The sequence below is a fragment of the Streptomyces sp. NPDC045955 genome, assembly GCF_056430805.1.
This window is the reverse complement of the sequence record NZ_JBWKKY010000004.1, coordinates 324,558-350,760: the sequence shown is the minus strand read 5'-3', so window position 1 is coordinate 350,760 and position 26,203 is coordinate 324,558. Positions and strand designations below refer to the sequence as shown.

The window sequence follows — 26,203 nt, the reverse complement described above, 5'->3', positions numbered from 1 at the left end:
GAGAGGAACGACCGCATGCGAGCACCCCTGTTCACCGACCGCGGCTTCTATCTGGGACCGGTCTTCCGGCGTGCGGCCGACCGGCACGGGGCCGTCTTCGTCACCCTGGACCGGCCGCTGGACGTCGCCCCCGCCCTCGGGGTCGACCTGAGCTACACCGTGCTGGCCGACCTGGTCGAGGACCTGTCCGGGCGGCTGTGGGAGGCCGGGGTGCGGCCCTCGGAGCAGGTCGTGGTGCACAAGGCGGACAACGTCGACATCATGCTGCTGACCTGCGCCGTCTCCCGTATCGGAGCGGTGCCGGTGCTGCTGTCGCCCGCGCTGGCCCCGGCGGTGGCCGGGCAGCTCCTCCAGCGGCTGCGCCGGCCCTGGCTGATCACCGACAGCGCCACCCTGGACGGCCTGAAGGAGCTCGCCCTGTCCGGGCTCGTGCGGCGGACGCTCTGCGTGGACGACGCGGCCGGGGCGGAGCCCCTGGCGAAGTACGCCGGCGCCGAGCCTCCCCCGCCGGTCCGGCTGCATCCCCGTGAACCCGCCCTGATCACCCACAGTTCGGGCACCACCGGCGTGCCCAAACTGGCCGTGCACTGCGCGCACACCATGTGGAACCGGCTCGTGCCACAGCAGGCGATGGGCTGGCCCACCCGGGGCGAGCCGGCGGCGCTGCACATGTCGTTCGTGCACTCGCGCTTCTACCATCTGCTCGGCGTCCTGCTGCACTTCGGCAGCCCGCTGGTGCTGATCACCGACCCGGATCCGGCCGCGGTGGGCCCGCTGCTGGTCCGGCACCGGCCCGGCATCGTGGAGACGCACCCCAACACGTTCGTGCTGTGGGAGGAACTGGCCGACGCGCCCGGTGCCCCGCTGTCCCGGGTGCGGGCGTACGGCTCCACGTTCGACGCGATCCATCCGCGCACCGTCCAGCGGCTGCTGGGCGCCTCGCGGCGCCGTACGCCCTGGCTGGTCCAGCTGTACGGGCAGAGCGAGACGGGCCCGGTGGCGTTCCAGGTGGTGACGCGGCGCAGCGCGGCCCGCGCGGACGGGCGCCGGGTCGGGTTCGGGATACCCGGCTTCACCCGGGTCCGGGTCACCGACGCCGGGGGCGGACGGGTCCCGCCCGGCACCCCGGGCCGGATCGAGGCCCGCACCCGGGGCCGGATCCTCACCTACCTCGGCATGCCGGAGCGCTACGACCGTCAGCTCGCCGACGGCTGGTGGGAGATGGGCGACATGGGCTACCGGGGCCGTCTGGGCGCGCTGTACCTGATCGACCGGGAAGTCGATCAGATCGACGCCGTGCACAGCAATCTGGAGGTCGAGGACGCGCTGATGTCCCGGCTGGAGGAGCTGCGCGAGGTCGTCATCGTGCCGGGTGCGGACCGGGAGCCGGTGCCGGTGGTGTGCGTGCGCGGCGAGCGGCCCCTCGACCCGGAGCGCTGGCGGCGGGCCACGGCGGGGCTGCCGGCGATGGCCGAGCCGCGGCAGTGGCGGTTCGAGGACCTGCCGATGACCGCGACATGGAAGGTGAAGCGGGTGGAGATCACCCGGATGCTCACCGAAGGGGTCCGGGCATGACCCCGGTCCTGGTCGTGGGCGCCGGTCCCGTGGGCCTGTCGGCGGCTCTGGCGGTGCGGGCGCACGGCCTGCCGGCCGTCCTGCTGGAGGCGGAGCCGGAGGACCGGGAACGGCCGGGCAGCCGGGCGTTGTTCGTGCACCGGGAGACCCTCGGCCTGCTGGACGCGATGCGGCCCGGCCTCGCGGCCGAGATCACCTCGTACGGGCGGACCTGGCACACCAGGCGCACCCTCTACCGGGGGCGTGAGGTGCACTCCCGGACGTTCCCGCCCCCGTCCGGCCCGCCGCCCTTCACCAGCCTGCGCCAGACGGACACCGAGCGGTTCCTGCGCGCGGCCTGCGCGGAGGCCGGGGTGGAGTTCGTGTGGGGCGCGCGCGTGACGGGTGTGCGCGCCGAAGGGACGGAGGTCCGGCTGACCGGTGAGGACGGGCGGGTGTGGTCCGGCGCGTTCGCGATCGCCGCCGACGGGGCCCGCTCCACGGTCCGGCGCGAGCTGGGCATCGCCCTGGAGGGCACGCACGGCGAGGGCTTCCACGTCGTCGTGGACATCGCCGACGTGCCGGGCGCGGAGCTGCCGCTGGAGCGGGTCTTCCACTACGAGCATCCCGGGGTGGGCGGGCGCAGTGTGATGCGGGTGCCGTTCACCGGGGGCTTCCAGGTCGACCTCCAGTGCCGGGACGACGACCGGCCGGAGGAGTTCGGCACCGAGGAGGCCGTACGGCGCTGGCTGCCCTCGGTCGTCGGGGACGGCTACGGCGAGCGGATCCTGTGGGTGTCGACGTACCGCTTCCTGCGCAAGGTGGCGGCCTCCTTCACCGATCCGCACCGGCGGGTGCTGCTGGCCGGAGAGGCGGCGCATCTCTTCCCGCCGTTCGGGGCACGCGGCATGAACAGCGGGATCGCGGACGCGGCGGCCGCCGCCGAGGCGATCGCCGCGGGGACCGGCGAGGCGGTCGCCTCCTTCGCCGAGGTGCGGCGGGCGGCGGCCCTGTTCAACAGTGCCGCCGCCGGTGCTGCCCTGGACCATCTGCGGCCGCGCCGCCGGATCGTCCGGGCCGGACAGCGGGCGGCGGCGGCCCTGGCGCCGGTGCTGCCATGGTGCGGGTCGTGGCTGGAGCACGCGCCGTACGGCCCCCGGCACGGAGCACCGGCCGTGGCCGGACGCAAGTACTGAGGAGGGTGTGGGTGACGACACCGGCGGTGGCGGAAGGCCTGTGGGCGTGGACGCCCGGCCGTGGCCTGGCCCCGGCCGCGGACCAGGCGGCCGCGCGGCGGCTGCTCGTCGCGGACTCGTGGCTGGTGAGCGAGGGCCGGGTGCGGGCCTATGACCGGCACCGGGAGCGGTTCGCGCGGGCCTGCGCCGACTGCGGCGGGCCACAGCCGCGCCGGCTTTCCGCGTTCTGGCAGGACGTCACCGCCGTACTGCCGCGCACGGGTGCGTGGTTCCCGCGGGTGGAACTCGCGGCGGGATCCCTGGAGTTGCGGCTGCTGCTGCGGCCCGCGCCGCCGCCCGGCACGGACGTGCGGCTGTGGGCGGCGGGCCAGTGCGATCCGCGGACCGTGCCCCGCCGTAAGGGCCCGGATCTGGACACCCTGGCCCGGGTGCGCCGCCGGGCCTGCGGCGAGGGCGCGGAGGAGGCGGTGCTGATCGCGCCGTCGGGCACGGTGCTGGAGTCGGCCACGGCCAGCGTGCTGTGGTGGGAGGACGACACCCTGTGCCTGCCGCCTCCCCGGCTGCCCGTCCTGCCGGGAGTGACGGCCGGGCTGGTCCAGGAGCGGGCGCTGCGGTCCGGGATCCGGATCGCGCACCGGGAGCGGACGGTGGCCGAGCTGGACGGCCGTGAGGTGTGGCTGGTGAACGCGCTGCACGGAATCCGGCCCGTGACGGACTGGGTCGGGCGGCCGATGCGGGCGCCTTTGGCGAAGCGGGCCGGGGAATGGCGGGATTGGCTGGACAGCTTGTCGGAGCCGCTGCCGTCCGACTGAATCGAGGAATTGGAAAAGGAAAACAGTGACGCCGGGCCGAATTCGACCCGGCGCCTTTTCCGCCGCCATCTTCCGCATTTCGTTCAGCTTTTCGGCACCATACGGGTCGCTATCGCGATCCGGTTGTAGGCGTTGATGACCGTGGCCGACCAGATGAGCGCCGCGATCTGGTTCTCGTCGAAGACCCCGGCCACCTCGGCGTACACCGCGTCCGGGACGTGGCCGTCGTGGACCAGCGTCACCGCCTCGGTCAACGCCAGTGCCGCACGCTCGCGTTCGGAGAAGAACGGCGTCTCCCGCCAGGCGTTCAGGGCGTAGACGCGCTGCTCGGTCTCGCCCTGGCCGCGGGCGTCCCTGGTGTGCATGTCGATGCAGAACGCGCACCCGTTGATCTGGGAGGCGCGGATCCTGACCAGTTCCAGCATTTCCGGTTCGAGTTTGGCGTCCTGAGCCGCGGAAACGGCGGCGGCATGCAGGGAGCCCATGGCGGCGGAGACGTCGGGCGTTATTTTCTTCAGGGCCACGCGGGGCAGGGAAGTGCTTTCGCTCATGGGGCGACCATATCCGTTGAGCGGCATTCCTGAGGGGAATTAGCGCGATTATCCGGGCAGTACCGCGCACAGCGCGTCCAGCGCCCCCGACCACGCGTGGTCCGGCGGTGTCCCGTAGCCGACGACGAGGGCGTCGGCCGGTTCGGTGACCGCGGCGGCGTGCCGGTAGCGCGTGAGTCCGTGGACCGCCAGGCCCTGCCAGTGGGCCGCCTGGACCACCGACTGCTCGGTGCCGGGCGGCAGCCGCAGCAGGACGTGCAGTCCGGCCGCGATGCCGGTGACCCGGGCTTCGGGGGCCCGGGCCGCGACGGCGGCGACCAGGGCGTCGCGGCGGCGCCGGTAGCGCAGGCGGGTCGCGCGGACATGACGGTCGTAGGCCCCGGCGTTGAGGAACTCGGTCAGGGTCAGCTGGTCCAGCACCCCGCACGTGTCGACCCCGCCCTTGGCCGCGGCGGTCTCCTCCGCGAGGCCCGGCGGCAGCACCATCCAGGCCAGCCGCAGCCCGGGGGCCAGGGACTTGCTCGCGGTGCCGAGGTAGACCACCCGGTCGGGGTCCAGTCCCTGGAGCGCGCCCACGGGCTGACGGTCGTAGCGGAACTCGCCGTCGTAGTCGTCCTCCAGCACCAGCCCGCCGGTGCGGCGCGCCCAGTCCACGACAGCCGCGCGGCGGTCGCGGTGCAGGGGGACGCCCATGGGGAACTGGTGGGCGGGGGTGAGGAGGACCGCGTCGGCGGCGGACAGCTCGCCGGGGTCGGTGCCCAGCCGGTCGAAGGGCAGCGGGACCGTGTGCAGACCGGACGCGGCCAGGAGTTTCCAGTGCACATCGAGCCCGTACGACTCGACCGCGACCGTTCGCGCCCCGCGCGCCCGCAGGGCCGTGCCGAGCAGTTTCAGACCGTGCGCGAGCCCGCCGCACACCACGATCCGTTCCGGGTCGGCGCGCACGCCCCGGGCCCGGGAGAGGTAGCCGGCGAGCGCGGCGCGCAGCTCGGGGCGGCCCCGGGGGTCACCGTAGTCGAGGGCGTGATGGGGCGCTGCGGTCAGGGCGCGGCGGGCGGCCTTGAGCCACTCCGCGCGCGGGAAGGAGGCGAGGTCGGGGCTGCCGGGGCGCAGGTCGTAGGCGGGGCGGGCGCGTTCGCGGGGGTGGGGTGCCGTGCCGGCCGGCGGTACCACCGTCCGGGCCGCGACCCGGGTCCCCGAGCCCTGCCGGGCGGTGAGCCAGCCCTCGGCGACCAGGTCGGCGAAGGCGTCGGCGACCGTGTTGCGGGCGATGCCCAGGTCGGCGGCGAGCGCGCGGGAGGAGGGCAGCCGGGTGCCGGGGGCCAGCCGGCCGGAGCGCACCGCCTCGCGCAGGGCGTCGGTCAGCCCCCGGCGCAGACCCGGGCCGGTCGGCTCCAGGTGCAGGTCGATGCCCAGAGTGGCCCAAGATTCCACCATGGAAATGGACCATACCCCTGGGCTGCTTTCTTCCTAGGGTCGAGGACATGACGACGCACACCGATGACACGACCGACACGACGACCGTGGAGTACGCCCCCGAGGAGCCCGCCCGCCTGGACTGGGCCAAGCACGCGCCCGAGGTCTACAAGGCGATGGTCCGACTGGAGATCGCCGCCCGGCAGGGCCTCGACCACAAGCTGTACGAGCTGGTGAAGATCCGCGCCTCCCAGATCAACCACTGCGCCTTCTGCATCGACATGCACACCAAGGACACCCTCGCGGCGGGCGAGAGCGTCGAGCGGATCCTCCAGCTGAGCGCCTGGGACGAGTCGCGGCACTTCTACACCGCGAAGGAGCTCGCGGCCCTGGAGCTGACGGAGGCCGTGACGGTCCTGACGGACGGTTTCGTGCCGGACGAGGTGTATGAGAAAGCCGCGAAGCACTTCGAGGAGGCCGAGCTGGCGCAGCTCATCGCCGCGATCACGACGATCAACGCCTGGAACCGGTTCGGGGTGACCTGCCGGATGACGCCGGGGCACTACCAGCCGGGCCAGTACAAGTGACGGCTCGGACGCGGGCGCTCGACCCGGCGGTCGGCCGGGCCCTGTCAGCTCTGAGCGCCACAGCGAAGAAGGGCCTCGGCGACCCGGCCCTGGCCGAACTCGTGGTGATCCGCGCCTCGCAGCTCAACCACTGCGCGTTCTGCCTCGACATGCACCTCGCGATCGCCCGCGAGCACGGCGTGAGCGAGAAGCAGCTCGACCTGCTGGCGGCCTGGGAGGAGGCCGGGGACGTCTTCGACGAGCGGGAGCGGGCCGCGCTGGCGTTGACGGAGGCGGTGACGGTGCTGACCACCGGTTTTGTGCCGGACGAGGTGTACGAGCAGGCCGCGAAGCACTTCGACGAGGCCGGGCTCGCCCATCTGATCGGCCTGGTCGTCGCCATCAACAACTGGAACCGGGTGATGGTCAGCCGCCGGATTCCGCCGGGAGGTCACACGCCATGAGCAAAGCCGAGATGTTCCGCGCCCTGCACCACCACCGGGCGCCCGGCGATCCCCTGGTGCTGCCCGGCCCGTGGGACGCGGCCAGCGCCCGGGTGTTCGCGGAGGCCGGGTTCCCGGCGCTCGCCACGCCCAGTGCCGGGGTCGCCGCCTCCCTCGGGTACGAGGACGGGCAGGTCCCGGCCGACGAGATGTTCGCGGCGGTCGCCCGGATCGTCCGGGCCGTCGACGTGCCGGTGTCGGCGGACGTGGAGGGCGGGTACGGGCTCGCGCCGAAGGAGCTCGTGGAGCGGCTGCTGGAGGTGGGGGCGGTGGGCTGCAACCTGGAGGACTCCGAGGACGGGGTGCTGAAGGACCCCCGTGCGCACGCCGCCTGGCTGGCGGAGGTGCGCGACGCGGCCGGTGACCGGCTCTTCGTCAACGCGCGCGTGGACACCTTCGCCCGCGGGGTCTCCGATCCCGAACAGGCCATCGAGCGGGCCGCGTTGTACGTAGCCGCGGGCGCCGACTGCGTCTATCCGATCGGGGCCCCGCCGGAGGTGCTGCCGCTGCTGCGGGCCGGTATCCAGGGGCCGATCAACGTGGGTGCCCCGACCGAGGGTGGCCCCACGCCCGCCGAACTCGGCGCGCGAGGGGCCACCCGGATCACGTTCGGGCCGGGGCTCCAGCGGCGGGCCACCCGCGCGCTGCGGGAGATCGCCGCCGGCCTGCGACCGTAGGGACGCTCAGGACAGCCACTTCTTCCACGTGGAGCGGTGGCTGTCCACCCACTTCTTCGCCGCGTCCTCCGGCGTCATCTTCTTGTCGGCGATCATCAGGGAGACCTCGTTCTGGTCCTCGGTCGTCCACTTGAACTTCTTCAGGAAGGCCGCCGCCTTGCCGCCGTTCTTCGCGAAGCCCGAGTTCAGGTACTTCTGCAGCGGCGTGTGCGGATAGGCGCAGGCGACCTTCTCCGGGTCGGCGTCACAGCCCTCCTTGTACGGCGGCAGCTTCACCTCGGTCATCGGGACCTTCTTGAAGAGCCACTGCGGCGAGTACCAGTAGGTGAGGAAGGGCTTCTTCTCCTTGGCGAACTGCCGCATCTGCGTGATCTGCGCGGCCTCGGACCCGGCGAACACCACCTGGTAGTCCAGCTTCAGGTTCTTCACCAGCGCCTTGTCGTTGGTGACGTAGGACGGCGAACCGTCCATCAGCTGGCCCTTGTCGCCGCTCTCCGGGGTGCGGAACAGGTGGGAGTACTTGTTGAGGTTCTTCCAGTTGGTGATGTCCGGGTGCTGCTTGGCGAGGTAGGTCGGGACGAACCAGCCGATGTGGCCGGTGACGCCGAGTTCACCGCCGCGGGTGATCGTCTTCTTGTCCTTGACGTACCGCTGCTCCTGCTCGGGGTGGCCCCAGTCCTCCAGGATCGCGTCGACACGGCCCTGGCTGAGGGCGTCCCAGGCGGGCACCTCGTCGACCTGGACGGTGTCGACGCGGTAGCCCAGCTCGTGCTCCAGGATGTACTGGGCGACGGCCACGTTGGCCTGGGCGCCCACCCAGGACTGCACGGACATGGTCACGGTCTTGGCGCCCTGCGCGTTGGCGAAGGGCGAGGCCTGCTTGGTCATGTCGGCGGCACCGCAGCCGGTGAGCAGCGCCAGGGAGCTCACCGCGGCGACCGCGGCTGTCGTACGGACTCGCATGTCACGCTCCCTTCTTCGCGCGGCGTTCGGTGGGCTGGGTCACCCGGTCGAGCATGAGGCCGAGGCAGACGATCGCCGCGCCGGCCACCAGACCGGTCGCCAGGTCGCCCTGGGCGAGCCCGAAGACGACGTCGTAGCCGAGCGCGCCTCCGCCGACCAGGCCGCCGATGACGACGACGGCGAGGACCAGGACGAGGCCCTGGTTGACGGCGAGCAGCAGGGCCGGGCGGGCCAGCGGAAGCTGGACCTGCCGCAGTTGCTGCCAGCTGGTCGCGCCGAGCGAGCCGGAGGCCTCCAGCGCGGCCGGGTCGACCTGGCGCAGGCCCTGGGTGGTGATGCGGACGACGGCCGGGAGCGCGTACACGATCGCGGCGGCGACGGCCGGGGCGCGGCCGACGCCGAACAGGGCGACGACCGGGATCAGGTACACGAACTGCGGCATCGTCTGGAAGACGTCCAGGACCGGGCGCAGCAGCCGCTCCAGGCGGTCGCTGCGGGCCGCCGCGATGCCGGTGGCGAAGCCGACGACGAGGGTGACGACGACGGCCGCGAGGACCTGCGACAGGGTGTCGAGGGACGGCTTCCAGACGCCGAGCGCGCCGATCGCGGCCATGGCGAGGACGGCGGTCAGCGCGGTGCGCCAGGTGCCGATCACCCAAGACAGGGCGGCGACGATCAGCAGGACCGACCACCAGGGCAGCCCCTGCAGACCGTCACGCATCGGGTCGAGGACCCAGGTGGTGAAGTGACCGGCCCAGTCGGCGGTGCCGCCGATCACGGGGACGCCCGAGTACAGATGCGCGGTCATCCAGTCGACCACGCGGTTGACGGGCTCGGCGATGCCGACGACCCAGGAGTCGGGCCAGTCGAGCCGGCCCGCGAGACGGCCGGCGACTGCCACGGCGACGACACCGACCAGGGCGTACAGCCAGCCGAGCCCGCGCCGGGGCTCCGGTTCGGCGCCGATCCGCTCCCCCGCCGCGCCCGTGACGCGGTCCAGGACGACGGCCAGCAGCACGATCGGGATACCGGCGGCGAGCGCGGCGCCCACGTCGACCGAGGCCAGCGCCTGGTAGACGCGGTCACCGAGGCCGCCCGCACCGATGACGGCCGCGATGACGGCCATGGAAAGCGCCATCATGATCGTCTGGTTGACGCCGAGGAGGAGTTCCTTGCGGGCCAGCGGGAGACGGGCGGTCAGCAGCCGCTGGCGTGCGGTGGAGCCGAGCGACGCGACGGCCTCCAGCACCTCCTTGTCGGCGCCGCGCAGTCCGAGCGAGGTGAGCCGGGCCATGGGCGGGGCGGCGTAGATGACGGTGGCCAGGACGGCCGCCGGGACGCCGATACCGAAGATCAGCACGACCGGCAGCAGGTAGGCGAAGGCCGGGAGCACCTGCATGGTGTCCAGGACAGGGCGCAGGACGCGGTCCATCCGGTCGGACAGCCCGGCGGCGAGCCCGAGCAGCAGGCCCACGACGACCGACGCGACGACCGCGACGACCATCAGGGCGAGCGTCTGCATCGTCGGCACCCACATGCCGAGCAGGCCGCAGGCCAGGAACGCGATACCCGTGCCGAGGGCGAGCCGCACACCCGCGACGCGCCAGGCGACCAGCGCGCCCAGAGCCGTGACGCCCGCCCAGCCGACGGCGAGGAGGGTGAGGTAGACGGCCCGTACGGCGATGACGACGACGTTGCTGACGTGGCCGAGGAAGTACAGGAACAGCGGGTGGCTGTCGCGGTTGTCGATGATCCAGTCGCTGGCCTTGGCGAGCGGCTCGGAGAAGTCGACGGTCAGGGCGCTCGGCCATGTGCCGCTCGCCCAGCGGGCGTTCGCCAGCGGGACGAGGATCGCGGCCGCGAGGGCCAGGAAGAGAAGCTTGCGGACGGCCGGGCGCTTGAGGAGGCCGGGCAGGCCGATACGCGGCGGGGATGCGGTGATCGTCGCCATCACACCGCCTCCTTGGGCTGCTCGGTCCCCGGCGGGGCGGGCTGCTCCGTGCCGGCGACGACGCCGAGCAGGGTGTCGGAGTCGACCACGCCCACGCAGCGGCCCTTGTCCATGACACGGGCCGGTGCGCCGGCGCGGGCGACCGCCTCGATGGCCTCGGAGACCGTCGCCTCGGGCCGGACCGCCGGTCCGCTGCCGTCCTGGTCGGCGGCGGGGCGGCGCATGGCCGTACGGACGGTCATGACCTGCTCGCGCGGGACGTCCCGGACGAACTCGCGGACGTAGTCGTCGGCGGGCGAGCCGACGATCTCCTCGGGCGTGCCGAGCTGTACGACCTGCCCGTCGCGCATCAGGGCGATGCGATCGCCCAGCTTGAGGGCCTCCTGGAGGTCGTGGGTGATGAAGACCATGGTGCGGCCCTCCTCGTGGTGCAGCCGGACCACCTCTTCCTGCATCTCACGCCGGATGAGGGGGTCGAGCGCGCTGAACGGCTCGTCGAACAGCAGGACTTCGGGGTCGACGGCGAGGGCGCGGGCGAGGCCGACGCGCTGCCGCTGGCCGCCGGAGAGCTGGCCGGGACGGCGGTGCTCCATGCCCTCCAGGCCGACCTTGGCGACGACCTCGGCGGCCCGCTCACGCCGCTCGGCCTTGCCCATGCCCTGGATCTCCAGGCCGTAGGCGACGTTGTCGAGGACCGTGCGGTGCGGCAGCAGGCCGAAGTGCTGGAAGACCATGGCGGCGCGGTGGCGGCGCAGTTCGCGCAGCCGGGAGCGGTCCATGGCGCGGACGTCCTCGCCGTCGATGGCGATGGTGCCGGCGGTCGGCTCGATCAGCCGGGTCAGACAGCGCACCAGCGTGGACTTGCCGGAGCCGGACAGGCCCATGACGACGAAGACCTCGCCCTTGCGCACGTCGAAGCTGACGTCCCGGACGGCGGCCGTGCAGCCGGTGCGGGCGCGCAGCTCGGCGGGGTCGAGGGCGGTGAGCTCGGGGTCACCCGGAACGCGGTCGGCCTTGGGGCCGAACACCTTCCACAGGCCCTCCACCGAGAAGACGGGGGTCGTGTCCATGCTCTGCTCCGTGGGGGGTTCGAGGGTCGCGGTCACTTGGCACCACCACCGATCAGCTCGGCGGCACGCTCCCCGACCATGAGCACGCCGATCATCGGGTTCACGGTGGTCATGGTGGGGAACACGGAGGCATCGGCGATGCGGATGCCCTCCAGGCCGCGGATGCGCAGCTCGGGGTCGACGACGGCCAGCTGGTCGTCGGCGTCGCCCATCTTGCAGGTGCCGGCGGGGTGGTAGACGGTGTGGGCGACCTTGCGGGCGTACTCGCCGAGCTCCTCGTCGCCGGTGACGTCCGGGCCGGGGGCCACCTCGCGCTTGAGCCAGCCGGCCAGCGGTTCGGTCTTGGCGATCTCGCGGGCGATCTTGATGCCGTCGACGAGGGTCTTGCCGTCGTAGTCGTCCTCGTCGGTGAAGTAGCGGAAGTCCAGGGCGGGCTTGACCTCGGGGTCGGCGCTGGTCAGGTACAGCCGGCCGCGGCTCTTGGGCTTGGGGATGTTCGGGGTCATCGAGACGCCGAACTCCGGCCGCTGGTAGCCCAGTCGCTCCGGGTTGTCCGTGAAGGGGATCTGGTAGAAGTGGAACATCAGGTCGGGGTGCGGCAGTTCGGGGTCGCGCCGCACGAACAGGCCCGCGTCCGAGTCCATCGCGGAGTTCTCCGGGATGGGGCCGTTGGTCTCCCAGACGATGACCGACTCGGGGTGGTCGAGCAGGTTCTCGCCGACGCCCGGCAGGTCGTGCGTGACGGGGATGCCGAGCTGTTCCAGGTCCGCCTTCGGGCCGATGCCGGAGTGCATCAGCAGCCGGGGCGAGTCGACGGCGCCGGCGCACAGCAGGACCTCGCCCCGGGCCTTGACGAGGATCTCCTCGCCGTCCTTGGTGCGCACGTGCACGCCCGTGGCGCGGCTGCCCTCCAGCTCCAGCTTGTACGCCCAGGTCTCCAGCAGGATCGTCAGGTTGGGCCGATGGTCCATCACCGGGTGCAGGTACGCCACCGACGCCGAGGACCGCTTGTTGTTCTCGGGGTGGTAGGCGAGGTCGAAGAAGCCGACGCCCTCGGTGAACGGCTTCTGGTTGAAGCCCTCCACGCGCGGCACGCCCAGCGCCTCCTGGGCCGCGTCGACGAAGTCGCGGGCGATGGCGTTCCGGTCCTGCTCGTCGACCGGGACGATGTTGTTGAGCAGACGCGCGAAGTACGCCTCCATCTGCACCGCGCCCCAGCCCTTGGCGCCGGCGGCCTCCCACTCGTCCCAGTCGGCGGGCAGCGGCTTGAACGCGATCAGGGTGTTGTGCGAGGAACAGCCGCCGAGGACCCGGGCCCGGCTGTGCCGGATGTGCGAGTTTCCGCGTGGCTGCTCGGTAGTGGGGTAGTCGTAGTCGAGCTCGCCGCCCAGCAGGCCCATCCAGCGGCGCAGGGTCAGCACGTCGTCGCGGCCGACGTCGCTGGGGCCGCCCTCGATGACGGCGACGGAGACGTCGGGGTTCTCGGTCAGGCGGGAGGCAATGACGGAACCGGCTGTTCCGCCGCCTATCACGACATAGTCGTACTCATGGTTGTGGGACATGGCGTGCTTGCTCCAGAGAGGATGAACCAGAGGGGACGAAGGGATCGGGCTCGGAGGCCGGCGGGGGCGGCCCTGGGGGAGGTCAGCCCGCGAACCAGCGCACCGGCTTCGGCGCGAGGTTCTGGTAGACGTGCTTGGTCTCGCGGTACTCGGCGAGACCGGCCGGGCCGAGTTCGCGGCCCACTCCGCTCTTGCCGAAACCGCCCCATTCCGCCTGCGGCAGGTAGGGGTGGAAGTCGTTGATCCAGATCGTGCCGTGCCGCAGCCGGCCGGCCACGCGCCGGGCGCGGCCCGCGTCGGTGGTCCAGACGCCGCCCGCGAGGCCGTACTCGGTGTCGTTGGCGAGGGCGACGGCCTCGTCCTCGGTACGGAAGGTCTCGACGGTGAGGACCGGCCCGAAGACCTCCTCCCGCACGACGCGCATCTCGCGGTGGCAGTGGTCGAGGATGGTCGGCTCGTAGAAGTAGCCGTTCTCCGGGCGCTCGGGGGACGGCTCGGGGCGCTTGCCGCCGGAACGCAGCACCGCGCCCTCCTTCAGGGCGGACTCGACGTACATCTCGACCTTGGCGCGCTGCTGCTCGGAGACCAGCGGGCCGCACTCGACGCCGTCCTCGGTGCCGCGGCCGAGGCGGATCTTCTCGGCCCTGCGGGCGAGCTCGGTGACGAAACGGTCCCGCACGGACTCCTCGATGATCAGGCGGGCGCCGGCCGAGCAGACCTGGCCGCTGTGGATGAAGGCGGCGTTGAGGGCCTGGTCGACGGCGGTGTCGAAGTCCTCGTCGGTGGCGCAGGCGTCGGCGAAGACCACGTTGGGGTTCTTGCCGCCGAGTTCGAGGGCGACCTTCTTCACGGTCGGCGCGGCGGCCTGGGCCACCTTGGTGCCGCTGATCAGGCCGCCGGTGAAGGAGACCAGGTCGACGTCGGGGTGTTCGGAGAGCCGGGCGCCGACCGAGTGGCCCGGCCCGGTGACGATGTTGGCGACCCCGGCGGGCAGTCCGGCCTCGACGAGCAGCTCGATCAGCGCGATGGTCGTCATCGGGGTGATCTCGCTCGGCTTGACGACGAAGGTGTTGCCGGCGGCCAGGGCCGGGGCGATCTTCCAGCTGGCCTGGAGCAGCGGGTAGTTCCAGGGCGTGATCATCGCGCAGACGCCGATGGGCTCGTGCACGACGACGCTGTGGATGTCGGGCGAGCCGGCGTCCACGACCCGGCCGGGAGCCTCGCCGGCGACCAGGTCGGCGAAGTAGCGGAAGGCGTCGGCGACACAGTCGATGTCGACGCGGCCCTCCTCGACGGTCTTGCCCGCGTCCTGGGCCTCCAGCCGGCCGAGCTGCTCGCGATCCCGTACCAGCAGGTCGGCGACGCGGCGCAGCAGCGCGGCCCGCTCCCCGACGGGCGTCCGCGGCCACTCCCCCTCGTCGAAGGCGCGCCGGGCGGCGGCGATCGCCAGATCGGTGTCCTTCTCGTCACCCTCCGCGACCACGGCGAACGGCAGGGCGTCCGCGGGGTCGATGATCTCGCGCGTGACGCCGGAGACGGCCGCGCGCCATTCTCCTCCCGCGTGGATGGTTTTACGCGCCTGAAGTTCGGTACTTTCCGCCATGATCGGTGCTTGCCCTTCCGTTCCTGTTCAGCGCCCCCGTGTCACAGATGTGACACGCAGGAGACCGAGTTCGCCTGCCCGGGGCGCCCGGTTGCATGCGCAATCCATGGCTGAAAGTGCGCTGCATCACTGAAGATGTGGACAAACCTGGGCATATCTCCCAGGTTCATCCCAGGACGGCGTCCGTCTCCGTCCCCGTCCCGCAGGTCGTGTTCGGCGGGCAGAAGTGGGCGAGCGCGATGTCGAGCAGCTCGTGTTCGTCGTCGCGGCCGTCCGCGTCGGGGCCGTAGGCGGCGATGGCGTACACCTTGCCGTCCGGGGCCACGAAGCGTTCGTCGACGATGTGCCAGGTGCCGACCTCGGGCTCGCCGCCGATGGAGTCGGCGAGGTATTCGAGCCGGGCGGCGGTGAGCCCGCCGTCGTTCATGTGGTTCAGGTCGAGCTTCCGGAAACCCTCGGCCTTGGGCGTTTCGTCGGAGAGGAACAGCTCGAAGGACTCGTCGGGGGAGGCTTCCGCCACCTCGAACACCTGCAGTCGCCGTTGGCCGTCCAGGCTGCGGTAATTGACCACGTCCATGCCGTGCTGGGAGGTCGTCGATTTCCGCGTCCAGCCCACGGGCCGGGCGATGGTGAAGCCCTCGGCGTCCTCGTAGAGCTCGTAACCGGCGGGGGGATCGGTGGCCGGGTCGGACGGCGAGGCCGTCTCCTCGGGGGTCGGCTCGGGCCCCTCGGCGGTGGACGTCGAGCTGCCGGTGGTCGGGGATGCGCTCGACGCCTTGTCGTCGCGGTCGTCCGTGCCGTCGCCGCCGGCCGGCAAGGTCAGCACCAGCGCCACGGCGACCCCGACCGCCGCGGCGCCGCCCAGCACGGACCACACGAGCCGGCGGCTGTATCCGCGGGGGACGGCCGCCGGTGGGGGTGCCGTCGGGTCCGCGGGCGGCCAGCCGCCGGACGGCGGATTTCGCGGCAGCTCGGACGTGGACCAGGCGCCGCTTTCGGGCTGATCAGCCGTGTGCGGTACAGGGGGCGTGAAGTCCGGGCGCGGCGGGGGCGGCGGGGTGAGCTGAGCCGCCCCCTCGGTGCCGTCCTCCCAGCGCTGCGTCTCCTCGTTCCAGTACCGCTGTCCCCCGCTCATAAGGCTCCTCTCACCTCGCCGGGCGCCTTGTCTCCAGGCGCCACGCCCCCGGACGTCACATCCCCAGCAGCCCTGCCACCGTCCCGGCCGACGCGAACAGCGTCAGGACGGTCTGGGCGTCCCCGAGCAGGTCCCGCAGCCGCTGGAGGCGGCCCTCACCGGCCCTGCCGGTCCGGCTGATCTCGTCCTCGGTCTCCGCCAGCACGGTGTCCAGCTGCGCGGTCTCCTCGCTCTGCCGCACCCGGGTCAGATCGGCCCGCAGTTCCCGTACGGCCTTCAGCAGCTCCTCGGCGGCCTCGTCGCGCGGGGCCGAGGTGCCGTGGTGGCTCTCGGCGTGCGCGTGGCTGCCGATGGCGAAGGTGCTGCGCTCGACGTTGCCGCCGATGCTGACGCTGGGCTCATTCGTTGCCATCGGTGTCGGACCCCTTCTGCGGCGTCGCGCCGCCGGACGTGGTGGTGGAAGAGGCAGAGGCGTGGCTGCCGACGGCGAAGGTGCTGCCCTCGACACCGCCCTCGATGTTCACGCCGCCGCTGCTGATGTTGACGATCTTCTGGACGAACTCGCCGGTCTGGTAACCGGCGTCGGCGATCGCGGCCTTCACCCCGTTCGCGACACGGTCCTGGATGCTCTTGAGGTAGCGCTGGACGTCCATCTCCTGGAAGAGGGACCCGCCCCGCACCGAGCCCAGTTCCCGTACCGACAGGGCGGGGCCGTCGGGCAACGCCTCCGCGTAGCCGCCGGTCAGCAGCCGCCACGCGTACAGCACGCCCTTGCCCAGGGCGACCAGGGAGCGGGCCACCGAGCCGGGCACCCGGGCGACGGCCCAGGCCGCCTTGCCGAACACGTTGTTGTGGCGGAAGCGGTGGGCCGTGCGGTCGGCGTCCTTGAAGTCCTCGCGCACCGGCAGCAGCACATGCGGGGCGATCTCAAGCATGAGCATGCCGCCCTGGGTGTGGATGCGCACGAAGACGGTGACGACCAACTCCTCCTCCCAGCCGCCGACGCGGATGCGCAGGAAGTGCCGGCGCTTCTCGGCGCCCTCCTCGACCGCGCGCGCCCGGTGCTCCTCGAAGGCCTGCGGGTGGAACGGCGCCTCCTCGCGCCGCCGCAGCCCCTCCGCGGGCAGGAACACGCACTCGTCGATCTCCAGCCAGCGCAGCCGGTCACGCACCGACTGGCCGGCGTACTCGGAGGGCAGCCGCAGCTGCTCCAGCAGCGGCCGGACCCTCTCCAGCACCGTCCGGTTGCTGATCGGCTGCTGCTTCTTCATGCCGTCGGGCCGCAGCTCGACGGCGAGGACCCAGGTCTCGTAGGCCGCACCGGCCCCGCAGAACGGCCGCGCCTCGTGGTACATGATCAGCGGAGCGTGCTGTTCCAGCCGGATGCGGTCCTTCAGTCGCTGGAACCGCTGTCCCTCGTCCTGCTCCGCGGGGTCACCGGCGGCGTCCGGAAAGCGCTGCGGGGACAGTTCGGCGGCCAGCACCCGGGCGAACTGGCCGCGCTGCGCGGCCGTGCACAGCGCGATGAGCACGAACATGACCAGCGCCAGCCAGGCCTGCCAGGGCTCGAACAGCTCACCCAGGTCGCTGGAGGCGGGGAGGAGCACATCGGACAGGCCCGGCGTGCCGTCACCGTACGCGCCGGAGGAGCCGTACGAGTCATACGAGTCGTACGAGTCATACGACGATCCGTACGAGGAGCCGTCGTCGTTGCCGCCGAAGGCCACGATCACCGTGGTGACCAGCAGCCAGGCGAAGCCGATGCGGCCCCACCAGCGGAACAGGAAGGCCGGCACCCTGCGGTACAGGGGCGGCCGGTCGGCGCTGCCCCTGACCCAGGACGCGATCGCAAGGAAGAGGCTGGGGCCCAGGAAGGTGGCCAGCAGCCCCCCGGTCAGCGCCGCGCCGATGATCCACAGGCCGAGGATCGCCCCGGCCCACAACAGCTCGTGGCGCCGGGCCCGCAGGGCGTGGGCGAGGACGCGGGCCGCGTCGAAGCCGAGCGAGGGGGCCACGATCCGCTGCTCGTTGAGATGCAGCTGCTCGATGACGCGGTCCCGGTACCCGGAGTCCAGATAGGTGCCCGCGCACAGCAGCCGGGTCGCCTCGCTGGCGTGCGGCGGCGTGGGCGGCGGTGCCGGTGGTGCGCCGGCGTGTGTCGGCTGCGGTTGCTGCGGCACGTATGCGGTGCTCACGCCACTCCCCCGATGCGCGAAAAGAACCTTGTACAACCTTGAGTTGAGGAGCCATCAGCATAGAGTGACCGGCGAGGCCGGTGGAAGCGGAATGCCGGGAGGGCTCACTGTGCGGCGGCGATGGACACAAGGTCTTCACCGCGCGTCGCTCCCCGAACGCATCGATCCCCGGGCCGCCGCGGCGGCCCGGGGATCGATGAGGAGATCTGCGTCAGGTTCAGATCAGACCGAGCCCGCGGACCGCCTCGCGCTCCTCCTCGAGCTCCTTGACGGAGGCGTCGATCCGGGCGCGGGAGAACTCGTTGATCTCCAGGCCCTGGACGATCTCGTACTTGCCGTCCTTGCAGGTGACCGGGAAGGAGGAGATCAGGCCCTCCGGGACACCGTAGGAGCCGTCCGACGGAATACCCATCGAGACCCAGTCGCCGTCGGCGGTGCCGTTGACCCAGCTGTACACGTGGTCGATGGCGGCGTTGGCGGCCGACGCGGCCGAGGACGCGCCGCGGGCCTCGATGATGGCGGCGCCGCGCTTGGCGACGGTCGGGATGAAGTCCTCGGCCAGCCACTTCTCGTCGTTGACGACCTCGGCGGCGTTCTTGCCGGCGACCGTGGCGTGGAAGATGTCCGGGTACTGGGTGGCGGAGTGGTTGCCCCAGATGGTGAGCCGCTTGATGTCGGCGACCGTGGAGCCGGTCTTCTTCGCGAGCTGGGTCAGGGCGCGGTTGTGGTCCAGACGGGTCATGGCCGTGAACCGCTCGGCGGGTACGTCCGGCGCGGCGGCCTGGGCGATGAGCGCGTTGGTGTTGGCCGGGTTGCCGACGACGAGGACCTTGACGTCGTCCGCGGCGTGGTCGTTGATGGCCTTGCCCTGCGGCTTGAAGATGCCGCCGTTGGCCTCCAGCAGGTCGCCGCGCTCCATGCCCTTGGTGCGGGGGCGGGCGCCGACGAGCAGGCCCACGTTCGTGCCGTCGAAGGCGACGTTCGGGTCGTCCGTGATGTCGATGCCCTGCAGGAGCGGGAAGGCGCAGTCGTCCAGCTCCATGGCCGTGCCCTCCGCCGCCTTCAGGGCGGGCGTGATCTCCAGCAGGCGCAGCTTCACCGGCACGTCCGCGCCGAGCAGCTGACCGGAGGCGATGCGGAAGAGCAGGGCGTAACCGATCTGGCCGGCCGCGCCGGTGACGGTGACGTTCACGGGAGTGCGGGTCATGGCGTTCTCCGTATGACAGCTGGCGGTGGGGCGTCCCTGCCCCGGACGTTTGATCGATCTCTTGGCGTCAAGAGATCCATCCAGCGGTCAGGCTATCGCGCATCCGGGATCCCGCACGGCCGGGTCGGTGTGGCCCACCCCACAACCCACCCGACACCCGAACAAAAGGCGGCCGCCCGTCCGGGAGAGGAGGACGAAGGCGGCCGCCGGGGGGAACCGACCAAGCCGGAGTCCCGTGGGGGTACGGTTCGCGTGCCCCCGATTCCCCCGCGCATGCCACTCTCACCCAAATTCCTCCCGCACCCGGTCCTGCCGCCGGGGCCCGCGCCCGGTGTCCGCCCCTGCGACCAGGCGCGATGGGCCCGCCCCGGCGCGAAGCACCCCGCGTTTCACCGACGCCCAGCAGCCTCTGGCCCCGGCCGGATGCCGGACGCCCGCCCGCAGGGGGCAGTTCTCCTCCGGCGCTGAAGCAAGGCCGCCGGGGCCCCGCCCGGCGCGAGGGGCCCCTGTGTGCCCGGCGCGAGGCGCCCCTGTGTGCCCGGCACTTGCCGGCTCCCCGCACTCCGGCCGCAAGCCAGGCGCCCACCGGGGACAGCGCGGCCCGCCGCACGCGGAGGGCAACCGGGCCCCAGCCCCCGACCAGAAGCCCCACGCCCCGCCCCGGGCACGGCAGCCCTCTGTGTGCCAGTCGCTGCGCCGGACCCCAGCCCACCCGGCCGGATCACCCCCGGCCGGGGCCAGGCGCGCCACCGGAAGCCACACCCTCGTCGGGTGCCGGGCGGTGGTTTCCCTACTCCGTGCAGCCCTGCCGGCCGGAGGCCAGGGTTGCGCAGGCCTTGGCGTCGGTGGCGTTCTTGACCGAGACCATGGGGGTGTACGCGATGGTGTCGCCGGTGGCCGTGATGCTGCCGGTCTGCTTCGCCTTGCCCGCGCTGATCTGGACCTCGTCGCCCTGGGCCGCCTGGGTTATACGGCCCCAGGCCGCCTTGCAGGTCTCGCTGTAGCGGACCTCGACGACGGTCGTGCCGACGGTCGCGGTCCGGGCCGTGGTCACCAGGTCACCACTGCACCCCATGTTCTCCGCGTCCTTGCCGGTGCAGCTGTCGCCGCTGCACTTCACGCCGGGCGGCAGCTCCTGGTTCGTGGTGGCGCTCGGCGAGGGCGACTTCGTGCCGCCCTTGGCCTCGTCGTCACCACCGCCACCAGTGAGGTAGAACGCGCCGGCGATCACCACGAGCACACCCACGACCGCCGCGACGAACGTCGCGGTCCGCCGCTTGCCGGCAGGACTGCCGGAGCGCCCGGACCCACCGGAGCCGCCCGTGCCGCCGGGACCACCCGCGCCCGCCGGGACGGCGTCCCGCGGGGGCGTGTCGTACGCGTCCGGCCCGACGCCCGGCATCCGGGTGGTGCCGGGACCAGAACCGGGCGTGGCGCCGGTCCCCGTGCCGGCGGTGCGCCCCCGGCCCTGGGACGGTCCCTGGTATCCGGCGACTCCCCACGAGTTGGCCCCGGTCCCGTCGCTGCCGGTGGAGTCCTGCACCTCGGGCGCCGTCGGCTGCGGTGGCACGGTCGGGGCGACGCCCGCCGGGCCCGCGATGCCCGGCGTCACCGTGGCGCTGCCGCTTCGGTTGCCCGCCCCTCCACCGCCCGCGGCGGCCGTCTTGCCGTCGCTCTTGGCACCGGCCGCCGGACTTCCGAAGTCCTGCCCGCCGAACTCGCCCAGCGCGGCGCGCGCCTGGGATATCCGGATGGCCTCCATCGTCATGTCGTGCCGCATCTCCGAGCGGCTCCAGGCGCGCTCGGCGAGCTCCCACATGGTGGTGAGGTGCATCGGGTTGGTCCCGGTGACCTCGGCCAGCGCCACGATCGCGCCCTTGGGCGCGAGCAGCCGGCCGTTCAGATAACGCTCCCACGACGTCTTGCTGTAGCCCGTGCGGTCCGCCACCGACGCGATGCTCAGACCACTGCGGTCCACGAGTCTGCGCAGCTGGCTGGTGAACTCCCTGATCTGCGGATCGAGCTCATCCGGCAAGGCCCTCCAACGAGGCATTGCGTCCCCCCTCTTCCCCCCGGTACGTGCTGTTGTTTCCCGCGCTGTACGCCCCGCGCGTCGGCGGCCTCGGCCGAGTCCCCGTTCTGGCTACCCACAGGGATGCGCCCTCCCAGGATCTCAGTTCCCCGACCGGGGGCGCACAGGAGCACAGGGCCCGCGCGCGATACACCCTGGACCGTCCCGATTGTCCATGCCGAACCCGTCCTTGCACCACTTCATGCCGAATCTCCCGGCGGGCGTACCGGAACCGTCACTTCCGTGCCACAGCGTACTGACAGCCGTTGAACAGGCCGTTCGCCGTGCAGGAGGGTGGGCCGTGACGGCGGCCCGTCCTTCCTCGGGGGAGAGGACGGACCGCCGTCGGTCACTCGCTGGTGACCGTGAAGTGCAGTGTGTCCTTCAGGAACGGGATCTGGAGCCAGGGATTCGGCTGCGCCATCATCGCCAGCAAGGCGATCGCCAGTCCCATGACGGCGTACGTGACGATGTCCGTGAACCGGGAGCGTACGGCGAGCATGCCGACGTCCGGCAGCAGCCAGCGCAACGCGCCACCGCCCAGCAGGGCGATGCCGATCAGCAGCGTCCCGAGCCGGAACTGCCCGAACGCGGTCACGAGCAGCCCGAGTCCGACCAGCCCCAGCACGGCGAGGACGGGCCACTGCCGCGCCGGCGCGAACGCGTCGCCGGGCGCGGCCCGGCCACCGCCCTCGGGCCGCGCGGTGTCCTTGGTGAACAACGGAAACCGCCGGGTGACCCGCCGCGGCCGCCCCTCGGCGTCGGGGGCACTGATGGGATCGCGCACGGTGAGGTCGCCGTCCTCGTCGCGCACCGCGGCATCGGCGTCACCATCGACCACACCGAGCGCGTCGGGCTCACCGTGCACGGCCTGCGCGCCCGTGACGGCCGGGGCGCTCTCCGCGCCCCCGGCGTCCGAGGCGCTGCCCGCGCTCGCCGCGCTCCCCGCGTTCCGTTCAGCCGACACTGCGCTCCGCCGCCTCGACCACGTTGACGAGCAGCTGGGCGCGGGTCATCGGGCCGACTCCGCCGGGGTTCGGGGAGATGAAGCCGGCGACCTCGGCCACGTCGGGGTGGACGTCGCCCACGATCTTGCCCTCGGCGCTGCGGGAGACACCGACGTCCAGGACGGCCGCGCCCGGCTTGACGTCCTCGGCGCGGATCAGATGGGCGGAACCGGCGGCGGCGACGATGATGTCCGCCCGCTTGAGGTGCGCCGACAGGTCACGCGTGCCGGTGTGGCACTGGGTCACGGTCGCGTTCTCGCTGCGCCGGGTCAGCAGCAGCGGCATCGGCCGGCCGATGGTCACGCCCCGGCCGACCACCACGACCTCCGCGCCCTTGGTCTCCACGCCGTAGCGACGCAGGAGGGTCAGCACACCGTTCGGGGTGCAGGGCAGGGGGGCCGGCTCGTTCAGGACCAGACGGCCGAGGTTCATCGGGTGCAGGCCGTCCGCGTCCTTGTCCGGATCCATCAGTTCCAGGATGCGGTTCTCGTCGATGCCCTTGGGCAGCGGCAGTTGCACGATGTAACCCGTGCAGGCCGGGTCCTCGTTCAGCTCGCGGACGACCGCCTCGATCTCCTCCTGCGTCGCCGTGGCCGGCAGCTCGCGCTGGATGGAGGCGATGCCGACCTGCGCACAGTCACGGTGCTTGCCGGCGACGTACTTCTGGCTGCCGGGGTCCTCCCCGACCAGGATCGTGCCGAGGCCGGGCGTGACGCCCTTCTCCTTCAGCGCCGCCACGCGGGCGGTCAGATCGGACTTGATCGCGGCTGCGGTGGCCTTGCCATCGAGAATCTGGGCGGTCATGACCCCATCCTCGCGGATGACCCGCCCACGGTTCCAATCCGGCCGCAATACGGGCACCGCGGGGCCCCTCCCCCCGTATCCGCCCATGATCAGTGATGTTGCACTTGCACAACACATCAGGAATGCGGCTGGACAAGCCCGTCACTGGTGAAGAACGATGACCTGACAAGTGCCGCGGGCAGCTCAACGGGGGGACGGTCGCAATACTGAAGATTTTCCTCCGTGCGGATGTCACGCGTCGTCCCCGCACTCGGACCAACGGAGGAAAGTCCCCATGAGCTACGGCGACCCCAACAACCCCTACGGCGCTCCCCAGGGACAGCCGCAGCAGCCGCAGCAGGGCTACGGCTACCCGCAGCAGCAGGGGCAGGCGCCCGGGTACGGCTACCCGCAGGCCCCTCCGGTGTCCCAGTACGGCGGTCCCGCCGCGCCGACGGCGATGCCGGGCTCCGTGGGCGCGGCCCGCGTGATGATGTGGGTCATCGTCGGCCTCCAGGTCATCGGCGTGGCCATCTTCGCCTTCGCCGCCGCGGCCCTCAACTCCGCGAAGGACGACGAGTCCCTCAAGGACAACACCGCTTTCCAGGACCTGGTCGGCCAGTCGACCGGCGTGATCTGGGGTTACGTGGTCTTCGGCCTGGCCTGGCTGGTGTTCGCGGCCGTCCTGGCGACGAAGTTCAAGAACGGCGGCAACGGCGCCCGCGTCACCATCCTGGTCTTCGCCATCATCACCGCCGTCCTCGGCATCTACCCGTTCATCCTCGTGGGCCTGGTGCACACTGTCCTGGCCATCCTGGTCGCGGTGTTCGTCGGCAACGCGGGCGGCAAGGCCTGGTTCAACCGCCCCCGTTACTGACGGACCCGGCGGGCGGAACAGTTCGCGCCCATCACGTCCAAGGGCCGTGTCTCACCCGTTCGAGGGGGGCACGGCCCTGGTGCGTCGCCCTGGTCTGACGTCCATGGCTGTCAGGCACGGGAGGCCGCCGCTCACCCCCTCCGAGTCCATCCCGGCCATGGCCCGCCGTCTGTGCTTCGCCGAACCGGTGACCCTCAGAGTTCACAGGTACTCCCCGGGCGCCGGGTACGTCAGGCCGGCGGCCTGCCTCCGGTACCGTTTCCGGCATCGCTGCCAGGACCACAGCCGGGGGATCCATGTCAGACGCCGTCGCGCAGACCGGTTGCGTACCGCTGCGGCCCGCCGATCCGGTGCGGGTCGGACCGTACGTACCGCTGGGGCTGCTCGGCAGGGGCGGTATGGGACGGGTCTATCTGGCGCGGCACGGGGACGGGACGCCCGGGCTCGCCGCGGTGAAGGTCATCCGGCCCGAGTACGCCGAGGACGTGCCCTTCCGGCGGCGGTTCGAGCGGGAGGCCACCGTGCACGCGCGCGTGGGCGCGCCCTACACACCCGAGCTGCTGGGCACGGGTTTCGAACCGGACAGCGAGCTGCTGTGGATGGCGACCGTGTACTTACCCGGTCTCAACCTGGCGGAGGCGGTGCGGGATTGCGGTGTCCTGCCACCGGACGACGCCTGGCGGCTGGTGGCCGATCTCGGGCGGGCGCTCGGCGCGCTGGCCGCGACCGGGATCGTGCACCGGGACTTCAAGCCCTCCAACGTTCTCCTGACCCGACAGGGCGCACACGTCGTCGACTTCGGCATCGCCCAGGCCGTCGACGCCAGCGCGATCACCACGACCGGCAACCGCGTCGGCACCCCCGCCTTCATGTCCCCCGAGTACCTCAGGGACGGCCGCTGCGACACGGCCTCCGACGTGTTCTGCTGCGCGAGCACGGTCGTCCACGCGGTCACCGGACACGCCCCCTTCGGCGACGGCACCGGCGTGGACGTCCTGCACCGCATCGCCTCGGAGGAGCCGAACGCGGAGGTCATGTCCGAGGTGCGGACGGCCGACCCGGCCCTGGCCGACCTCCTCACGGCGTGCCTCTCCAAGGACCCGGCCCTGCGCCCCGGCCCCCAGGACCTGGTCGACGCGGCCTCGGCACAGCCCCGGTCCGCCTCCTGGCAGGAGCCGCTGGGCAGCCGCATCCTGGCCCGGCAACGGGCCTGCGAGGTGCTGAGGGACAGTCCGTTACGGCCGCCGCGGGTACGGCCGGCGGTGGCTGCGATGCCGGGGTTCGCGCCGCCCGGAGCGGCACAGTTACCCGGCGTACCGGCGGCGGGGCAGCCGGGCCTCGGGCCTGCGGCGGCGGGGAGTACGCCGGTGGCGACACCGGCGGCCGGAACCCCCGCCCGGCGGCGGCTGAAACCTTACGCCTCCGTCGCCGCCGTACTCACCGTGTGCGCCCTCGCCCTGACGGCCTTTCTGGCCACCCGCCCTTCGTCGGCCGGTGACAGCGGCTCCGCCGCGCCCACGGCCCGTGCGTCCGGCGACGATTACGACCGGACGTCCCTGCCGGGCCTCGACCCCCCGGATTCCCCCACACCGTCCAGCCGGGTCCCGCAGAACGAGGGGACGACCACGGGCACCTCTCCCGGTCCCTCGGACCACGGGGCCGAGGCCGACACCCGTACCACCGGCCCCGCTCCCGCGCCGGAGACGGCGAAGCCCCGGCCGTCGGCCACGGAACCGTCCAGGACACCGACCGCCCCGGCCAGGCCCCCGTGGCTCACCGACTGCACCCACTACTCCGGCACCGAACTCACCCGCCGCGGCGACAGCGGCCGGCGCGTCGTACAGGTGCAGTGCATGCTGGCCAAGCGCGGCTACGACGTGGGCGGCACGGGCGTGGACGGCCAGTTCGGCAAGGACACCGCCGCGGCGGTACGCGGCTTCCAGCGCGCCAAGGGGCTGGACCCCGACGGCAAGGTCGGCCCCGGGACGTGGGCGGCGCTGCGCTCCTCGACCTGAAAAAGGGAGCTGCCGCCCGCGGCGGTCAATGTGAGGATGTCCGCACCGGGCCCAGGCAGCCGCCTGGCACCACCCGGCCTCACCAACTCCCTTACCCGTTAGGACGGTTCACGCATGAGACCCACCCGCGGTGCCCTGATCGTCGCCGCCGCCCTGGCGCCGGCCCTCCTGCTCACCACCCCGGCCCTCGCCGCCGGCCCGGCCCCGGCGGCCCCCGCCGTGTCCGCCACCGCGGTGACGGACGGCACGCCGGTGGACGAGATGTCGGAGGACGACCTGCGGATCGCGATCCTCCGCATCATCGCCGACGAGGACAGTGGCCGAGGCGTCGTCAGGGAGGCCAACGAGGCCCTCGACGGCACCGTGGAGGACATGCGGGAGTTCCTGAAGACGGGCTACCGCCTCGCCCAGGCCGAGGACGACCGCGTCGCCATCGCCCGCATCCTGGCCGACCCGGACTCCGGCCGGGGCGTCAAGCGGGAAGCCGGC

Annotated in this window: 23 protein-coding genes; 9 read left to right on the top strand and 14 right to left on the bottom strand. The window is 72.4% G+C overall.

Features of this window, described 5'->3' with window-relative positions:
* Positions 1-15 precede the first annotated feature (15 nt).
* From AC07F0_RS10810 to AC07F0_RS10800, 3 genes are read left to right on the top strand one after another with little or no spacing between them, the layout of a single operon-like run.
* Complete coding sequence (locus AC07F0_RS10810; RefSeq protein ID WP_478976917.1) at positions 16-1,575, top strand: class I adenylate-forming enzyme family protein; 1,560 nt, start codon at positions 16-18, stop codon at positions 1,573-1,575.
* On the top strand, positions 1,572-2,750 hold the full coding sequence (locus AC07F0_RS10805; protein WP_478976914.1) for an FAD-dependent monooxygenase: 1,179 nt from the start codon (positions 1,572-1,574) through the stop codon (positions 2,748-2,750). The genes AC07F0_RS10810 and AC07F0_RS10805 overlap by 4 nt, the downstream gene beginning before the upstream one ends.
* Before the next feature lie 11 nt (positions 2,751-2,761).
* Positions 2,762-3,562: an aminotransferase class IV gene (locus AC07F0_RS10800; RefSeq protein WP_478976911.1), complete on the top strand. Its 801-nt coding sequence runs from the start codon at positions 2,762-2,764 to the stop codon at positions 3,560-3,562.
* Positions 3,563-3,645: 83 nt separating this feature from the next.
* Here the strand turns inward: AC07F0_RS10800 and AC07F0_RS10795 are convergent, their stop codons facing one another.
* Together AC07F0_RS10795 and pdxR are read right to left on the bottom strand one after the other, a co-directional pair.
* Entirely contained in the window at positions 3,646-4,113 is a 468-nt protein-coding gene (locus tag AC07F0_RS10795; RefSeq protein WP_478976908.1) for a carboxymuconolactone decarboxylase family protein, read from the bottom strand.
* A gap of 48 nt (positions 4,114-4,161) precedes the next feature.
* Positions 4,162-5,550: a MocR-like pyridoxine biosynthesis transcription factor PdxR gene (gene pdxR, locus AC07F0_RS10790; protein WP_478976905.1), complete on the bottom strand. Its 1,389-nt coding sequence runs from the start codon at positions 5,548-5,550 to the stop codon at positions 4,162-4,164.
* 47 nt (positions 5,551-5,597) lie between these two features.
* On the opposite strand from pdxR, the gene AC07F0_RS10785 reads away from it, so the two are divergent.
* Genes AC07F0_RS10785 through AC07F0_RS10775 form a run of 3 tightly spaced genes read left to right on the top strand, consistent with a single transcriptional unit; the run spans position 5,598 to position 7,275 of the window.
* Complete coding sequence (locus AC07F0_RS10785; RefSeq protein WP_478976902.1) at positions 5,598-6,116, top strand: carboxymuconolactone decarboxylase family protein; 519 nt, start codon at positions 5,598-5,600, stop codon at positions 6,114-6,116.
* The gene (locus AC07F0_RS10780; RefSeq protein ID WP_478976899.1) at positions 6,113-6,559 is read left to right on the top strand and encodes a carboxymuconolactone decarboxylase family protein; all 447 of its coding nucleotides are present in this window, start codon (positions 6,113-6,115) and stop codon (positions 6,557-6,559) included. The genes AC07F0_RS10785 and AC07F0_RS10780 overlap by 4 nt, the downstream gene beginning before the upstream one ends.
* Positions 6,556-7,275, top strand: a complete 720-nt coding sequence (locus AC07F0_RS10775) for an isocitrate lyase/PEP mutase family protein (protein WP_478976896.1) — start codon at positions 6,556-6,558, stop codon at positions 7,273-7,275. The genes AC07F0_RS10780 and AC07F0_RS10775 overlap by 4 nt, the downstream gene beginning before the upstream one ends.
* A gap of 6 nt (positions 7,276-7,281) precedes the next feature.
* Here AC07F0_RS10775 and AC07F0_RS10770 read toward each other — a convergent pair whose 3' ends face one another.
* The 12 genes from AC07F0_RS10770 to AC07F0_RS10715 all read right to left on the bottom strand — a co-directional run bounded on the left by AC07F0_RS10770 (position 7,282) and on the right by AC07F0_RS10715 (position 22,843).
* Positions 7,282-8,238: an ABC transporter substrate-binding protein gene (locus tag AC07F0_RS10770; protein ID WP_478976893.1), complete on the bottom strand. Its 957-nt coding sequence runs from the start codon at positions 8,236-8,238 to the stop codon at positions 7,282-7,284.
* Between the two features lies 1 nt (position 8,239).
* Positions 8,240-10,189: an ABC transporter permease gene (locus AC07F0_RS10765; RefSeq protein WP_478976890.1), complete on the bottom strand. Its 1,950-nt coding sequence runs from the start codon at positions 10,187-10,189 to the stop codon at positions 8,240-8,242.
* Positions 10,189-11,259: a quaternary amine ABC transporter ATP-binding protein gene (locus AC07F0_RS10760; protein ID WP_051185602.1), complete on the bottom strand. Its 1,071-nt coding sequence runs from the start codon at positions 11,257-11,259 to the stop codon at positions 10,189-10,191. The genes AC07F0_RS10765 and AC07F0_RS10760 overlap by 1 nt, the downstream gene beginning before the upstream one ends.
* Before the next feature lie 32 nt (positions 11,260-11,291).
* Positions 11,292-12,821 (bottom strand): GMC family oxidoreductase, encoded by a 1,530-nt coding sequence (locus AC07F0_RS10755; RefSeq protein ID WP_478976887.1) that lies wholly within the window; start codon positions 12,819-12,821, stop codon positions 11,292-11,294.
* 82 nt (positions 12,822-12,903) lie between these two features.
* On the bottom strand, positions 12,904-14,424 hold the full coding sequence (locus tag AC07F0_RS10750; RefSeq protein WP_478976884.1) for an aldehyde dehydrogenase family protein: 1,521 nt from the start codon (positions 14,422-14,424) through the stop codon (positions 12,904-12,906).
* A gap of 166 nt (positions 14,425-14,590) precedes the next feature.
* On the bottom strand, positions 14,591-15,559 hold the full coding sequence (locus AC07F0_RS10745) for a hypothetical protein (protein ID WP_478976881.1): 969 nt from the start codon (positions 15,557-15,559) through the stop codon (positions 14,591-14,593).
* Positions 15,560-15,614: 55 nt separating this feature from the next.
* Positions 15,615-15,971, bottom strand: coding sequence for a hypothetical protein (locus tag AC07F0_RS10740; protein ID WP_478976878.1), 357 nt, complete (start codon positions 15,969-15,971; stop codon positions 15,615-15,617).
* Positions 15,958-17,754, bottom strand: a complete 1,797-nt coding sequence (locus tag AC07F0_RS10735; protein WP_478976876.1) for a hypothetical protein — start codon at positions 17,752-17,754, stop codon at positions 15,958-15,960. The genes AC07F0_RS10740 and AC07F0_RS10735 overlap by 14 nt, the downstream gene beginning before the upstream one ends.
* Positions 17,755-17,971: 217 nt before the next feature.
* The gene (locus tag AC07F0_RS10730) at positions 17,972-18,961 is read right to left on the bottom strand and encodes a malate dehydrogenase (RefSeq protein WP_020273344.1); all 990 of its coding nucleotides are present in this window, start codon (positions 18,959-18,961) and stop codon (positions 17,972-17,974) included.
* Positions 18,962-19,751: 790 nt separating this feature from the next.
* Positions 19,752-21,014 (bottom strand): helix-turn-helix domain-containing protein, encoded by a 1,263-nt coding sequence (locus AC07F0_RS10725; protein WP_478976873.1) that lies wholly within the window; start codon positions 21,012-21,014, stop codon positions 19,752-19,754.
* A gap of 367 nt (positions 21,015-21,381) precedes the next feature.
* Positions 21,382-21,999 carry a DUF3017 domain-containing protein gene (locus AC07F0_RS10720; RefSeq protein ID WP_478976870.1) on the bottom strand — a complete coding sequence of 206 codons (618 nt, stop codon included), beginning with the start codon at positions 21,997-21,999 and terminating at the stop codon, positions 21,382-21,384.
* Entirely contained in the window at positions 21,989-22,843 is an 855-nt protein-coding gene (locus tag AC07F0_RS10715; protein WP_436731275.1) for a bifunctional methylenetetrahydrofolate dehydrogenase/methenyltetrahydrofolate cyclohydrolase, read from the bottom strand. Before AC07F0_RS10715 ends, AC07F0_RS10720 begins: the two co-directional genes overlap by 11 nt.
* 274 nt (positions 22,844-23,117) lie before the next feature.
* On the opposite strand from AC07F0_RS10715, the gene AC07F0_RS10710 reads away from it, so the two are divergent.
* The 3 genes from AC07F0_RS10710 to AC07F0_RS10700 all read left to right on the top strand — a co-directional run.
* On the top strand, positions 23,118-23,699 hold the full coding sequence (locus tag AC07F0_RS10710; protein WP_478976867.1) for a hypothetical protein: 582 nt from the start codon (positions 23,118-23,120) through the stop codon (positions 23,697-23,699).
* 296 nt (positions 23,700-23,995) lie between these two features.
* Positions 23,996-25,714: a protein kinase domain-containing protein gene (locus tag AC07F0_RS10705; RefSeq protein ID WP_478976864.1), complete on the top strand. Its 1,719-nt coding sequence runs from the start codon at positions 23,996-23,998 to the stop codon at positions 25,712-25,714.
* 114 nt (positions 25,715-25,828) lie between these two features.
* Positions 25,829-26,203, top strand: a 375-nt coding sequence (locus tag AC07F0_RS10700) for an ALF repeat-containing protein (RefSeq protein WP_478976861.1), incomplete at its 3' end; no start/stop codon positions are given.

Excerpts from the sequence above, each read along its gene's own strand:
- AC07F0_RS10745 (WP_478976881.1), bottom strand. The coding sequence starts at position 15,559 with ATGAGCGGGGGACAGCGGTACTGGAACGAGGAGACGCAGCGCTGGGAG.
- AC07F0_RS10785 (WP_478976902.1), top strand. The coding sequence starts at position 5,598 with ATGACGACGCACACCGATGACACGACCGACACGACGACCGTGGAGTAC.
- AC07F0_RS10730 (WP_020273344.1), bottom strand. The coding sequence starts at position 18,961 with ATGACCCGCACTCCCGTGAACGTCACCGTCACCGGCGCGGCCGGCCAG.
- AC07F0_RS10765 (WP_478976890.1), bottom strand. The coding sequence starts at position 10,189 with ATGGCGACGATCACCGCATCCCCGCCGCGTATCGGCCTGCCCGGCCTC.
- pdxR (WP_478976905.1), bottom strand. The coding sequence starts at position 5,550 with ATGGTGGAATCTTGGGCCACTCTGGGCATCGACCTGCACCTGGAGCCG.
- AC07F0_RS10725 (WP_478976873.1), bottom strand. The coding sequence starts at position 21,014 with ATGCCTCGTTGGAGGGCCTTGCCGGATGAGCTCGATCCGCAGATCAGG.
- AC07F0_RS10710 (WP_478976867.1), top strand. The coding sequence starts at position 23,118 with ATGAGCTACGGCGACCCCAACAACCCCTACGGCGCTCCCCAGGGACAG.
- AC07F0_RS10770 (WP_478976893.1), bottom strand. The coding sequence starts at position 8,238 with ATGCGAGTCCGTACGACAGCCGCGGTCGCCGCGGTGAGCTCCCTGGCG.
- AC07F0_RS10740 (WP_478976878.1), bottom strand. The coding sequence starts at position 15,971 with ATGGCAACGAATGAGCCCAGCGTCAGCATCGGCGGCAACGTCGAGCGC.
- AC07F0_RS10705 (WP_478976864.1), top strand. The coding sequence starts at position 23,996 with ATGTCAGACGCCGTCGCGCAGACCGGTTGCGTACCGCTGCGGCCCGCC.
- AC07F0_RS10755 (WP_478976887.1), bottom strand. The coding sequence starts at position 12,821 with ATGTCCCACAACCATGAGTACGACTATGTCGTGATAGGCGGCGGAACA.
- AC07F0_RS10760 (WP_051185602.1), bottom strand. The coding sequence starts at position 11,259 with ATGGACACGACCCCCGTCTTCTCGGTGGAGGGCCTGTGGAAGGTGTTC.
- AC07F0_RS10795 (WP_478976908.1), bottom strand. The coding sequence starts at position 4,113 with ATGAGCGAAAGCACTTCCCTGCCCCGCGTGGCCCTGAAGAAAATAACG.
- AC07F0_RS10810 (WP_478976917.1), top strand. The coding sequence starts at position 16 with ATGCGAGCACCCCTGTTCACCGACCGCGGCTTCTATCTGGGACCGGTC.
- AC07F0_RS10805 (WP_478976914.1), top strand. The coding sequence starts at position 1,572 with ATGACCCCGGTCCTGGTCGTGGGCGCCGGTCCCGTGGGCCTGTCGGCG.
- AC07F0_RS10750 (WP_478976884.1), bottom strand. The coding sequence starts at position 14,424 with ATGGCGGAAAGTACCGAACTTCAGGCGCGTAAAACCATCCACGCGGGA.
- AC07F0_RS10775 (WP_478976896.1), top strand. The coding sequence starts at position 6,556 with ATGAGCAAAGCCGAGATGTTCCGCGCCCTGCACCACCACCGGGCGCCC.
- AC07F0_RS10715 (WP_436731275.1), bottom strand. The coding sequence starts at position 22,843 with ATGACCGCCCAGATTCTCGATGGCAAGGCCACCGCAGCCGCGATCAAG.